This is a genomic window from Streptomyces acidiscabies, assembly GCF_020010905.1.
Lineage (GTDB): Bacteria > Actinomycetota > Actinomycetes > Streptomycetales > Streptomycetaceae > Streptomyces > Streptomyces acidiscabies.
The window spans coordinates 204,374-217,449 of the sequence record NZ_JAGJBY010000002.1 but is presented as its reverse complement, the minus strand read 5'-3'; the positions used below and the strand labels follow the sequence as shown (position 1 = coordinate 217,449).

At 70.3% G+C, this 13,076-nt stretch carries 10 protein-coding genes; 3 read left to right on the top strand and 7 right to left on the bottom strand.

The window, feature by feature from the left end; genetic code table 11:
• The first annotated feature begins 2 nt into the window (after window positions 1-2).
• The 3 genes from katG to J8M50_RS27900 all read left to right on the top strand — a co-directional run bounded on the left by katG (window position 3) and on the right by J8M50_RS27900 (window position 6,056).
• The gene (gene katG, locus J8M50_RS27910; RefSeq protein WP_010353932.1) at window positions 3-2,198 is read left to right on the top strand and encodes a catalase/peroxidase HPI; all 2,196 of its coding nucleotides are present in this window, start codon (window positions 3-5) and stop codon (window positions 2,196-2,198) included.
• A 205-nt stretch (window positions 2,199-2,403) separates the two neighbouring features.
• A complete protein-coding gene (locus J8M50_RS27905; protein ID WP_010353931.1) occupies window positions 2,404-4,524 on the top strand; it encodes a hypothetical protein in 2,121 nt (706 codons plus the stop codon).
• Window positions 4,524-6,056, top strand: coding sequence for an ABC transporter substrate-binding protein (locus tag J8M50_RS27900; RefSeq protein WP_010353930.1), 1,533 nt, complete (start codon window positions 4,524-4,526; stop codon window positions 6,054-6,056). The genes J8M50_RS27905 and J8M50_RS27900 overlap by 1 nt, the downstream gene beginning before the upstream one ends.
• Before the next feature lie 3 nt (window positions 6,057-6,059).
• Here the strand turns inward: J8M50_RS27900 and J8M50_RS27895 are convergent, their stop codons facing one another.
• The 7 genes from J8M50_RS27895 to J8M50_RS27865 all read right to left on the bottom strand — a co-directional run bounded on the left by J8M50_RS27895 (window position 6,060) and on the right by J8M50_RS27865 (window position 12,946).
• Complete coding sequence (locus J8M50_RS27895) at window positions 6,060-7,004, bottom strand: CU044_5270 family protein (protein WP_040836541.1); 945 nt, start codon at window positions 7,002-7,004, stop codon at window positions 6,060-6,062.
• Window positions 7,001-7,606: an RNA polymerase sigma factor gene (locus J8M50_RS27890; protein WP_010353928.1), complete on the bottom strand. Its 606-nt coding sequence runs from the start codon at window positions 7,604-7,606 to the stop codon at window positions 7,001-7,003. The genes J8M50_RS27895 and J8M50_RS27890 overlap by 4 nt, the downstream gene beginning before the upstream one ends.
• 75 nt (window positions 7,607-7,681) lie before the next feature.
• Window positions 7,682-8,767: a c-type cytochrome biogenesis protein CcsB gene (gene ccsB / locus J8M50_RS27885; RefSeq protein WP_010353927.1), complete on the bottom strand. Its 1,086-nt coding sequence runs from the start codon at window positions 8,765-8,767 to the stop codon at window positions 7,682-7,684.
• The gene (gene resB / locus J8M50_RS27880; RefSeq protein ID WP_078480779.1) at window positions 8,764-10,773 is read right to left on the bottom strand and encodes a cytochrome c biogenesis protein ResB; all 2,010 of its coding nucleotides are present in this window, start codon (window positions 10,771-10,773) and stop codon (window positions 8,764-8,766) included. The genes ccsB and resB overlap by 4 nt, the downstream gene beginning before the upstream one ends.
• A gap of 3 nt (window positions 10,774-10,776) precedes the next feature.
• A complete protein-coding gene (locus tag J8M50_RS27875; RefSeq protein ID WP_040836568.1) occupies window positions 10,777-11,514 on the bottom strand; it encodes a cytochrome c biogenesis CcdA family protein in 738 nt (245 codons plus the stop codon).
• Window positions 11,515-11,534: 20 nt separating this feature from the next.
• Window positions 11,535-12,179 (bottom strand): TlpA family protein disulfide reductase, encoded by a 645-nt coding sequence (locus J8M50_RS27870; RefSeq protein ID WP_010353924.1) that lies wholly within the window; start codon window positions 12,177-12,179, stop codon window positions 11,535-11,537.
• Between the two features lie 128 nt (window positions 12,180-12,307).
• A complete protein-coding gene (locus J8M50_RS27865; protein WP_178854957.1) occupies window positions 12,308-12,946 on the bottom strand; it encodes a hypothetical protein in 639 nt (212 codons plus the stop codon).
• Window positions 12,947-13,076 lie beyond the last annotated feature (130 nt).

The window sequence follows — 13,076 nt, the reverse complement described above, 5'->3', positions numbered from 1 at the left end:
CCATGTCCGAGAACGCCGAAGAAGCAAAGTGCCCCGTGGCACACGGCGGCCGTGCCGCTCACCCCACGCAGGGCGGCGGGAACCGTCAGTGGTGGCCGGACCGGCTCAACCTGAAGATCCTCGCCAAGAACCCCGCCGTCGCGAACCCGCTCGGTGAGGAGTTCGACTACGCCGCGGCGTTCGAGGCCCTGGACCTGCCCGCCGTGAAGCGGGACATCGAGGCGGTCCTGACCGACTCGAAGGACTGGTGGCCCGCGGACTTCGGCCACTACGGCCCGTTCATGATCCGGATGGCCTGGCACTCGGCCGGCACCTACCGCATCAGCGACGGCCGCGGCGGCGCCGGCGCCGGCCAGCAGCGCTTCGCGCCGCTCAACTCCTGGCCGGACAACGTCAACCTGGACAAGGCCCGCCGCCTGCTGTGGCCGGTGAAGAAGAAGTACGGCCAGAGCCTGTCCTGGGCCGACCTGATGATCCTCGCCGGCAACGTCGCCCTGGAGTCGATGGGCTTCACGACGTTCGGCTTCTCCGGTGGCCGCGAGGACGTCTGGGAGTCCGAGGAGGACGTGTACTGGGGTCCCGAGACCACCTGGCTCGACGACCAGCGCTACACCGGCGACCGCGAGCTCGAACAGCCCCTGGGCGCCGTGCAGATGGGCCTCATCTACGTCAACCCCGAGGGCCCGAACGGCAATCCGGACCCGCTGGCCTCGGCCCGCGACATCCGTGAGACGTTCCGCCGGATGGCGATGGACGACGAGGAGACCGTCGCCCTCATCGCCGGTGGCCACACCTTCGGCAAGACCCACGGCGCGGCCCCCGACGGTCCGAACGTCGGCCCCGACCCCGAGGGCGCGCCGATGGACGAGCAGGGCCTCGGCTGGAAGAACAGCTACGGCACCGGCCACGGCGCGGACACCATCTCCTCGGGCCTGGAGGTCACTTGGACCTCCACGCCGACCAAGTGGTCGAACAATTTCTTCTGGAACCTCTTCAGCTTCGAGTGGGAGCTGACCGAGTCCCCGGCCGGCGCCAAGCAGTGGAAGCCGAAGGGCGGCGCGGGCGAGGGCACGGTCCCCTCGGCGCACGACCCGAACAAGAAGATCGCGCCGAACATGCTGACGTCGGACCTGGCGCTGCGCTTCGACCCGGTGTACGGGCCGATCTCCCGCCGCTTCCTGGAGAACCCGGACCAGTTCGCGGACGCGTTCGCCCGCGCCTGGTACAAGCTGACGCACCGTGACCTCGGCCCGAAGTCCCTGCACTTGGGCCCGGAGGTCCCCGCCGAGACGCTGATCTGGCAGGACCCGCTGCCGGCCGCCGAGGGCGAGGCGATCGACGCCGCCGACGTCACCGCGCTCAAGGCGAAGATCCTCGCCTCGGACCTGACGGTCGCTCAACTCGCCTCCGTGGCCTGGGCGTCCGCGTCCACGTTCCGCGGCAGCGACAAGCGCGGTGGTGCCAACGGCGCCCGTATCCGCCTTGAGCCGCAGCGCAGTTGGGAAGCGAACGAGCCCGAGCAGCTCGCCCAGGTCCTGCGGGTCCTGGAGGGCGTGAAGGCCGACTTCGACGCGCAGGGCGCGAAGAAGGTCTCGATCGCCGACCTGATCGTCCTCGGCGGCGTCGCCGCGGTCGAGAAGGCCGCCAAGGACGGCGGGTACGACGTCGAGGTGCCGTTCACCCCGGGCCGTGTCGACGCGGGCGACGAGCACACGGACGCCGAGTCGTTCGCGGCGCTGGAGCCGGGCGCCGACGGTTTCCGCAACTACTACGGCAAGGCCAACCGCCTCCCCGCCGAGTACCTGCTCCTGGACCGCGCGAACCTGCTCACCCTGAGCGCCCCCGAACTGACCGTCCTGGTCGGCGGGTTGCGCGCGCTGGGCGTCTCGCACGGCGAGACCAAGGCCGGCGTCCTCACGGACAACCCGGGCGTCCTGTCGAACGACTTCTTCGTCAACCTGCTCGACCTGGGGACGGCCTGGAAGGGCACCGACGCCTCCCAGACCGCGTTCGAGGGCCGCGTCGACGGCGAGGTCAAGTGGACCGGCACCCGCGCCGACCTGGTCTTCGGCTCCAACTCCGAGCTGCGTGCGCTGGCCGAGGTGTACGCGAGCGACGACGCGAAGGAGAAGTTCGTCAAGGACTTCGTCGCCGCGTGGGTGAAGGTCGCCGAGCTGGACCGCTTCGACCTGCGCTAAGCATCTAGCGCCACCAGAGCCCCGGGTCCGTCCATTTGGGCGGGCCCGGGGCTTTCTGGTGCCCAACGGACCGGTGGGCAGGGGCCTTTGGGGCGCGACGGGCTGGTGGGACAGACCGTTTCACGGTTGTTGTACGCCACCGTCTGTTCCGTACCTCTCTTCCGTCTTTACCCTTGCGTGCAGGACCACCGCTCTGGGGGGAGGCGTGGTGCACGGACAACTGCATGGCCGGGGTGCCCTGTTCGAGGCACAGCCGCCGGGGCTGCTGCCCCGGCTGATCGGGCTGCGGCCGGACGAACACCTCACCGTCAAGTCCGAATACCCGGGCGTCCAGCCGGTGTTGGTGCTGACGGGCGGGCGCGGACTCGGCAAGACGGCCGTCCTGGACGAGGTCGAGGCGTCGTACACCGAGCGCACCCGCAAGGGGGAACCGCGCAAGCGCACCCCGCTCGCCCGCGTCGACTGCGAGGACGCCCAGTTCGCGGCGCCCCCGCACGAGGAGAGCACCGAGTCCTGGTCCCCTCTCTGGCAGGCCCTGCTGGTGATCGCCGAGCAGCTCACCGAACCGGTGCGCGCGGCAGGCCAGTTGACGTTCCCGAGGCTCACGGCGGGGCTGGTCGCGGTGCGGGCCGGCGAGTGGAGCGGCGGCTCCGACTCCGAGCGCATCCGGCGCGAACTGACCCGCATCCTCCTGCTCAACGAGCACCGCTCCCGCCTTTCGCTGGCCGGGCGTTGGGCCTCGCGGGTCGCCGCGAAGGTGATCGCCGCCGCGACCGGGCAGGGGCCGTACCTCGCCGCCGCCGTCGAGGCGACGCTGGAGGCGCTGTCGGAGGGGGTGACCTCCCGCAAGGAGCAGCGCCCGTCGACCTGGTACCGGGCGTACCCGAACGCGGGCGGCAACGCCCAGCGGGGGCTGCTGCTCCTGTCCGGGAACTTCAGAGCGGGCGGGGCCTCGCGCGAACACGCCGAACGGTGGCTGGTGCGGGCCCTGTTGGCGGATCTCGCGGAGGGGTACAGCGGGATCGGGTCGCATCTGACGCGGATCGGGCGGCCGGTGGTGCTGCTCGACAACGCGGGTGGGGCTGCGGGACCCGGGCTGCTGGACGCGGTGCTGCGGGACCGCGCGGAGGGGGTCGCCGATCCGGCGGTGTTCGTCGCGACCGTGCGCGGGAGGGGGGTGCCTGCGGGGGCGGTACGGCGTGAACTGGCCGAAGTGGCACGGGTGTCGGGGGCGGCGGGGGTGGGAGCGGTCGGGGCGCCGGGAGGTGGGGCGCCGTCGACCGGGACACTCGGCGGGGGGACGCTCGGAGGGGCGCTCGCGGCAGGGGCGCTCGCCGTGCCGCTCCCTCCGCTCTCCCCCGACGACACCCTCCACATCGTCGGCGCCGTCTGCGACGACTTCCCCTACCCGCCCCAACTCCCCCACGCCGCCCACCGCTTGACCGGCGGAAACCCCCTCGGCATCGTCCTCACGGCGACCGCCGCCCGCCAACACCCGGACCACGCGGGCTCGTTGACGAGCCTGCTCACCGAGCCCGTCCACCTGAACGACGAGGACCCCCTCCCCGCGTACGGCGAACTCCTGCGCCGCCTCGTCCCCGCCGACCGCCTCGACGAGCTGACCGTCCTCGCCGCAGCCCACGACCACGACTCCGCCGTGGCGCTCGCCGCCGCCGGGCTCCCGGACGACTTCGGCTCGTCCGGCGTACGGACCCTGCGCGCGCGGCTCCTCGCGGAGGGGGTCGCGCAGGAGCCGGGGCACTTCGTCGGCGACCGGTTCGTCCGTACGCTGCTGCTGCTCCGGCTGCATCAGCTCACCAAGTGGCGTGACGTGCATGAGGTGTTGATCCGGCACTACGCCACCGACCACGCCGTCTACCGGCTCCACCACGAGCTCGCCCTCGGCGACACGGACGGCGCGGTCGCCGAACTCCGGGACGGCTTCGCCGTGTTGCCGGTCCGCGCCTGGCTGGACACCCTGCGGTTCGTGGCCTCGGCACCCCGCTTCGGGCCCGAGGACCAGCGGGTGGCGATCGCGCTGGGCCGCCGGGACACGGTCGGTCAACTGCCCCCGGAGAACGCCGGGTTGCACCTGCGGGTACGGCGGCTGCTGCACGCGGTGTGGCAGGTGAGCGATCCGCTCGTGCTGCCCGACCCGCGCGTCTGCGACCGGCTCAGGTTCGAACTGGAACAGCTCTCCGACCTGCGCCCCGCCGGGGGCGCGCTGCTCTTCGCGACGTCCCGGGCGTGGCCCGCGGACGCGCTGGCCGGGCGGCCGTTGAGCCTTCCGGACGAGGACGACGACGAGGACGAGGGGGACGTCTGATGGTGCGGTGGCTGCGCGAGGTCTGGCAGATCCGGCTCTACCGGTACGCCGCGATCCTGGTCTCGGCCGCGCTGGTGGCCGGGATCGTGATCGGTACGCGGGTGCTGCTGTCGGAGAACCGCTCCTGCGCGCCGGGGATCTCCCGGCCGGCGGGCAGCTCCGAGTGCGTCGGGGTGACGGCGTCGGCGTACGACTTCGGCAAGCCCCAACTCCGGGACTCCGTACGGGCGATCGCGGCGGAGAACGAGCGCCTCAAGGAGGGTTCGTACGTCACCGTCGCGCTGATGCTGCCGTTCTCCGCGAGCGCGCCGTCCACGCTGCAAGACGTCCAGCACGAGTTGCAGGGCGCCTACTTGGCGCAGTGGCAGGCCAACCACGCCGCCAACGGGCAGACTCCGGCGATCCGGCTGGTGCTCGCCAACCCCGGTGCCACCAGCGAGCATTGGGAGCCGATGGTGGACCGGCTGGCCGCGATGACCGAGTCCGGGGACCGGCTGCGGGCCGTCACCGGGGTCGGTACCAGCACCGACGCGAACAAGGCCGCCGTCGCCGAGCTGACCCGGCGCGGCATCCCCGTCGTCGGCGCGTCCATCACCGCCGACAACCTCGCCAACGGGCAGGGCGGGCGCGACCCCTTCCCCGGGCTCGCGCGGGTCTCGCCGACCAACACGGACGAGGCCCGCGCGCTGGCCTCCTTCGCGAAGGTCGGGGCCGGGAAGGCGATCCTCGTCTACGACAAGCCGGGTGACCCGTACACCCGGACCCTCCAGAACTCGTTCGCCGCGCTCATCAAGGGCTCGCCCTACGAACCCCAGCCCTTCACGCCGCCCGCCGACCGGAGCCAGGAGGGCACCACCGCGAACACCTTCCGGCAGATCACCCACCTCGTCTGCGACACGTCCCCCGGCACCGACACGATCCTGTTCGCCGGGCGGCACATCCAACTCCGGCAGTTCATCAACGCGTTGGGGGGACGGGGGTGCCAGGACCGCAGGTTCACGGTCCTCACCGGCGACGAGGGGTCCTACCTGGAGGGCGACAAGGGGCTCGACCGCAGGGCCCTGTCCCGCAACCTCTCCGTCCGCTACTCGGCTCTCGCCCACCCCGACGCGTGGACCTCAACTCCCCCTTCAACGCCGGGTGGTTCGGCCACCGACATGAAGACCCTCACCGACCTGATCACCCGCGCCGAGCGCGCCCCCGTCGGCCCGATCGGCGAAGTCGCCCTCGACGACGGCCAGTTGATCATCGGCTACGACGCGATGACCCTCGCGGTGAAGGGCGTCCGCGAGGCCACACCGGAGGGCGGCACAGTCCCGCCCTTGACGGACGTCGGCCTCCAATGGCCCCAGGTGAAAGGCTCGTTGCGGGTGAGCGGCGCCAGCGGCTGGATCTGCCTCGACGCACACGGGAACCCGTACGACAAGGCCGTACCGATCGTGGAACTGACGGCCGGGGGCGGCAACAGGTTCGTCCGGATCGCCTGGCCGGAGGGGAGACCACCGGCCAGGGAGTGCCTGCCGCCGTCGTAGGGGTCAGGGGCGTTGGCCGGGCTTGTCGACGATCGCGCGGCGCAGGACGGCCGTGTTGCTCGTGACGGTTCCCTTCTTCACGCCGGAGTGGCCGGAGGTGGCGACGCTGCGTTCACCCAGGAACGCGTGGGTCCTGAGGTCGAAGATCCACTCGTCCCGGGTGGGGTTGTCGGGGTCCTTGCGGGAGACGCCGACCCCAGGGCGGCCCGCCGCGTCGACGGCGTCCCCCGCGAGAGTTACGCCGGGGATACGGGCGACGGCCCTGAAGAGCGCGGCGCCCTGTTCCGGCGGCATGACCGAGTTGACCAGCAGGTCGCCGGCCAGCACGAACATCGCCTGGTAGGTCTCCTGTTCGCTGTACTTCGGCGCGGTCTCGTAGAGGTAGTCCCACATCCGGTCGGCGGTGACGGGGAGGGTCTTGAGGTGGTTGTAGAAGGCGGACGCCTCCCAGCCGGGGCCGCCCGGCCTCACGTCCGGCGGGAGGTCCATCGGCTTCTCCCCCGCCTCGCGCTTCAGCCCGGTGTGCAGGCCGTCCACCGACGTCCAGATCTCCTGCCGGTGCAGCGGAGGGACGGTGATCTTGCCGTCGCTGGCGCTGAAGTACGACACCCGACTCTCGACGTACACGAACTGGTCGTCGCGCACCTCCCCGTACGGCGTGCCCGACTCGGCGGCCATCGCCATGTCCTCCAGCAGGGCGACGACCTGCTTGCTGGGCGGCGAGGGCGTGGCGTCCCCGGAACCGGAACCGGAACCGGAGCCGAGGCCGGAGGACGGCAGGACCGTGAACGCGATGGCCGCGGCGGTCGCCACGGCCGCGGCGGCGAAGGCGGGCCGCCGCCACTTCACGCCGGCCCGCGCCGGCTCCGTACGGATCTCGGTCATCAGATGCTCCTTGAGGAGTAGGTGACGGCCCGGTGGAAGGTCACGCTCGGGAAGCTGTGTCATCGGTTTCCCTCCTTCAAGGGGCCGACCGCAGGTGCGCGGTCACCTTTCATCTGTCGTTCGGTGTGCGGGAGTTCCATATGTTTCGCGAGTTTTTTCCGGGCCCGCGAGAGGCGGGAGCGGACCGTGCCGACAGGTACGCCGAGCGCCTGCGCCGCCGACGCGTAGTCGAGGCCGGACCAGACGCACAGGGCCAGCACCTCCCGCTCGGGGCGCCGCAGTCGCCGTAACGCCTCCTGGACGAGGGCGAGTTGGGCGGCGTCGTCGAGGCGGCCCGCGATCTCGTCGGCGAAGTCCGCCACGGGTTCGCCCCTCGGGAGACGGGACATCGCGGCGGCATGGCGCCGTACGGTCCTACGGGTATTACGCGCCACGTTCGTCGCGATCCCCAGCAGCCACGGCCGTACAGGACCCCCCTCCCCATCGAGTGACTCCCGCAGTCGCCACGCCTCCAGGAAGGTCAGCGAGACGATGTCCTCGGCGCTCGACCAGTCGCCGGTCAGGCGGTACGCGTGGTTGTAGACGGAGCGCGCGCAGGCGTCGAAGAGTTCGCCGAAGGCATCGTGGTCCCCCGCGCGGATGCGTCTTCGCAGATTCGTGTCCACACCCTTCAACTGTCGTACGACAAAGGCCGGTTCCCGTGACCTGAGTCACAGGAACCGGCCCCTCGCAGCCGACGGTCAGACCCCCGCGTACGAGTGCTTCCCGGTCACGAAGATGTTGACGCCGTAGTAGTTGAACAGCCAGCAGCCGAAGGCGAGCAGGGCGAGGTACGCGGCCTTGCGGCCCTTCCAGCCGGCGGTGGCTCGGGCGTGCAGGTAGCAGGCGTAGCCGACCCACGTGATGAAGGACCAGGTCTCCTTGGGGTCCCAGCCCCAGTAGCGGCCCCACGCGTCGCCCGCCCAGATCGCGCCGGCGATGATCGTGAACGTCCACAGCGGGAAGACCGCCGCGTTCACGCGGTACGCGAACTTGTCGAGGGACGCGGACGCGGGGAGCCGGTCGAGCACCGAGTTCGCGAACTTGCCGGGCGTTCCGCCGGTCGCGAGCTTGTTCTCGTAGGAGTCCTTGAAGAGGTACAGGATCGTGGCGACCGCGCCGACGTAGAAGACCGCGCCGCAGAGGATGGCCGTCGAGACGTGGATGTACAGCCAGTACGAGTGCAGCGCCGGGACGAGCTGGTCGCTGGCCGTGTAGAGCACGGTGACCGCAAGTCCCAGGTCCAGCAGGACCGTTGTGATGAGGAACAGGCCGAGCCAGCGGACGTTCTTCCGCAGCGCCAGCAGCGTGAGGTACACGCCGACCGCGACCGTCGAGAACGTGATGTTGAACTCGTACATGTTGCCCCACGGCGCCCGCTCCACCGACGCCGCGCGCGTGATCACGCCGGTCAGCTCGACGAGGAAGGCGAGGATCGTGAGGGAGATCGCGATCCGGCCGTAGAGATCACCCTGCTCGTCCCCGCCGTGCGCCCCGGGCCCGTCCGGCACGTCGCGCGCGCCGGAGGCGGAGCGGACGACGACCTCCGGCCGCTCCAGTACGGCGGTCCCGCCGGCCTTCTTGACCGTGACGGCCGGTGCCTGCTTCGCGGCGGCGGTGGCGGCCGGGGTCAGCGCGGCGGCCGTACGGCCGACCTTGCTGCGGCTGCCGAAGAGCCACTCGGCGATGTACGCGAAGAACGCGAGGGTGTAGACGGCCATCGAGGAGTAGATCAGCGTGTTGCTGATGTTGGCGAGGTGTTCGTTGGTCGCGGCGGCGAGAGTCACTTCTCAGACCCTTCGGGAGGGACAGCTTGGGGGGTAGGGGGTACGTCGGGGTCGTCGGAATCTGGGGTGGTCGCGGGCTCGGCGGCGGTCACGGGCTCGGCGTCGGCGTCGGCGTCGGGGGAGACCTCGGAGGTAGTACCTGAGGGGGAGGCCGTGCCGGCGACGGTGGAGGTAGTACCTGAGAGGGACTCGGACCCGGTATCGGCGCCGGCATCGGACCCGGCATCAGCCCCGGCCCCGCCGTCAGCCTCACCCTCGTCCTCCGCCACCCCCGGCGCCCGCGCGTACACCCCGTCCGCCAGCGCCCCCAGCTCCTCCGGCACCTTCGCCGACTCGCTCCGCCCGAGGCCCGCCATCTCGACGACCGTCACCCCGTCGGGCCCGGCCACCGCGCGCACCCACACCCGGCGCCGCTGCACGAACAGCGACGCGGCGAGACCGAAGATCGCGGCGAGCGCCCCGGCCAGCGCCCAGCCGCCCCCCGGATCCTGGACGACCTGGAAGTTCGCCCACTCCTTGGTGCCCTCGTAGGTGATGGTCCCGGCGCCGTTCGGCAGCGTCATCGTCTTGCCCGGCGTCAGGTTCTCCCGCAGCTGCGCGCCCTTCGCGTCCTTGAACTCCTTCATGTGGGACTTGTCGAGCTGGTACACGCTCTGCGGGATCCCGGAGTCGACGCCGAGGTCACCGTGGTAGCCGACGACGTTCATGATCGGGTTGAGCAGCGCGGGGAAGGCCGACGCCACCTCGTTCCCCTTCATGTACGTCGGCAGGAAGAAGAGCTGGAACCCGAGCTGCTCGGTCTTGCCCTTCGCGTCCTTGTAGCCGTCCATGACCTTGACGACACCGGAGGACGTGACGTTGTTGTCGAGCGGCAGCAGCGGGATCGCGTCGCTGTAGACGACGTCACCCTTGCCGTCGCGGACGGTGACGACGGGGGCGTACCCGTGCGCGGTGAGGTAGACCTTCGCGTCGCCGATCTCCAGCGGGTGGTTGACCTTGACGACGGTCTGCTTGTCCTTGCCGTACGCACCCTCGCTGTACGTGAGGGCTGCCTCGTAGGTACGGGGGGTACCACGGTTGGGCCCGGTCAGCTCGTACGTACCCGTGAACTTCTTGAGTTCGAAGCTGAACGGGACCAGGTCCTCGCCGGTGTCGAAGAGGTTGCCGGACTTGAAGTCGTCGTACTGAGGCAGCACGTTCGAGAAGCCGTCGCCCTCGACGATCAGCTTGTTGCCCTCCGATTTGAAGAGCTGCCCCCACGCGAACGCGACCAGCAGGACGATCAGCGCGATGTGGAAGGCGAGGTTGCCGACCTCCCGGAAGTACCCCTTCTCGGCGGAGACGGCGTCCCCGACGACGTGTGCGCGGAACCGGCGCTTCTTCAGCAGGGCGAGCGCGGTCTCGCGTACCTCTTCGGGGCTAGCCGCCGTACGCCACGAGGTGTACGCCGGAAGTCTCGTCAGCCTTTTGGGTGCCCCCGGCGGCCGGGAGCGCAGCTGGCCGACGAACTGCCAGGTGCGCGGGACGATGCAGCCGATCAGGGAGACGAACAGCAGGATGTAGATCGCCGAGAACCACACCGAGCCGTAGACGTGGAAGAGGCCGACCCGGTCGTAGATCGGCGCCAGCGTGGTGTGCGCCTTGCGGAAGTCGGCGACCTTCGTCGCGTCGCTGCCGGTCTGCGGGATCAGCGAGCCGGGGATCGCGGCGAGCGCCAGCATCAGGAGCAGGAGCAGTGCGACCCGCATCGAGGTGAGCTGGCGCCAGAACCAGCGGGCCCAGCCGATGACGCCGAGCGCGGGGAGGTTGAGGGACTCTTCGGGGGCGGTGGAGAGTTTGGTGCTCGCGGCCTCGCGGGCTTCGCTCGAAGCGGCCTCTTGCGCGGCGGCGTCCTTGGCGGCGGCCCCCGCCTCCGCCTCACCCGAAGCGGCGTCCACCCCTGCGGCGTCCGCAGAAGCAGCCCCCGCAGAAGCCTCGTCCGTCGGCGTCGGACCGGTCTTGCCCATGGATCAGATCCCTACAACGAAGCCGTTGGACCAGGACTGCATGTCCTGCACCATGCCGTCCCAGACACCGGTCAGCAGCAGCAGACCGGTCACGATCATCATCGTGCCGCCGATCCGCATCACCCAGACGTAGTGCCGCTTGACCCAGGAGAAGGCCCCCAGCGCCTTGCGGAAGGCGACCGCCGCGAGCACGAACGGTACGCCCAGACCAAGACAGTAGGCGACGGTCAGAATCGCCCCGCGCCCGGCACTGGACTGCTGCGAGGACAGCGCGAGCACGGACGCGAGCGTCGGCCCGATGCACGGCGTCCACCCGATCCCGAACAGCGCCCCCAGCAGCGGCGCCCCGACCAGCCCGCTGATCGGACGCTTGTGGATACGGAACTCCCGCGCCGTCATCCACGGCATGAGCCCCATGAAGAACACACCCATGAGGACCATGAGCACGCCGAGCACCTTCGACAGGACGTCCCTGTTGGCCTGGAGGGTGTCCCCGAAGTACCCGAAGAGCGCGCCGCTCGACACGAACACGACCGTGAACCCGAGCACGAACAGCGAGGCCCCGGCGACCATCCGCCCCCGGCGCGCCTCGGCGAGATCCGTACCGCTGATACCTGTGACGTACGACAGATAGCCGGGTACGAGGGGAAGCACGCACGGCGAGAAGAAGGAGACGAGACCGCCGAGCAACGCGATCGGCAGCGCCAGTATCAGGGCGCCGTTGAGGACGGTCCCGTTCATCTCACCCACGGCGATCGTGTTCACGCCTTCTCCGCGAGCACCGGGTCGATCATCTCGCGCAACCGCTCCTCGCTCAGCGGCGACAGCGAGCGCGCGGCGACCTTGCCCTCACGGTCGATGACCAGCGTGGACGGGATCGACTGGAGGTTCAGCGTCCCCTTCTTGAAGCGCAGCAGCAGCTTCCCCGTCGGGTCCGACAGGCTCGGGTACGTCACCCCCATCTGCTTCTCGAAGGCGAGCGCGTTGGCGTTGTTCGCGTCCCGGGTGTTGATCCCGACGAACTGGACGCCCTTGCTCTTGAGGCTCTCCGACACCTTCTGGAACCCCGGCGCCTCGGCCCGGCAGGGCGAGCACCAGGACCCCCACACGTTCAGTACGACGACCTTGCCCTTGTACGAGGCGAGGTCGAGCCGCGGCCCGGCCACCGTCTCCCCCGACAGGTCGGGCACCGCGTCCCGCTGCCCCGCCTTCACCCGGGCGATCCCGTCGGTCCCCATCACGAAGTGCGTGTCCCCGCCTCCGCCGGACGTCCCCCCCGACGAACACGCGGACAGCACCAGCCCTCCCACGGCGGCACCGGCCGCCATCAGGACGGCCCGACGCGACGGGAACCTCTTCTCGAAGGCGCTGTTCGAACGCCGGAACACACGGCTGGCGGCACTCATGTGAAAAGTTTCGCATGCCCGTTCTGAGGATCTTGCACACCCCCCTCCCACCCGAAAACCCGCATTTCAGACGGGGTTTCCGGGACAGAACGCCCCCTCACAGCCACCGAACAGCTCCCGGCGACCGCTCAGGGCCACACCAGGCAATACGGCTGATGCCCCGCCTCATGCAACCGATGGCTGAAGTCCTGCCACTCATGCAGCAGTTGATACACATTGAACGCATCCCGAGGCCCCCCACGATCAGGAACCGTCGACCAGATGAAGGCCGCCGCCCCGACCGCCTCCTCGCCTATGTCCCGCAGGGGATCGACGACCGTCATCGGCAGCTTGACCACCGCGTAGTCGGGGTGCAGGACGACGAGTTCGAGCGGCGGGACCTTGTGGAGGGGGACGCCCTCGATGCCCGTGAGGACCATCGCCGCCATCGTCTCCGGCTTGATCTTCGTGAACATGCCGTTCATGCCCAGCTCGTCGCCGCCGAGTTCCTCGGGGCGCATCGAGATGGGGACGCGGGCCGCCGTAGCGCCGTCGGGGGCACCGAAGTACTTGTACGTCACGCCCACCCGACCACCGTTCCCGCTCCCCGCCGTGAGGCGGTCGGTCCGGGGTCGGATCAGCCGACCGATCTCCTCGGACTCGCCCTGTGCCTGAAATGTCTGCTGTGCTTCGTCTGCTTCCTCCGCGTCGCGCCGGTGCCTTCCCCGCCGGGCACGACGAGGACCCAGGTCATCGGTCCCCTCGCCCAGTCCGCCACCGCGATGCATATCTCCACCCGACTGCTTTTCTAGGACGCGCGGTACCGCCCGCGCAACCCGATCATCGTGTCAGTGACCTCCCCCACGGCCGCCCGCCGAAACGTGCGGTGAAACATCCTGTCCGCGGGATCGTCCCGGT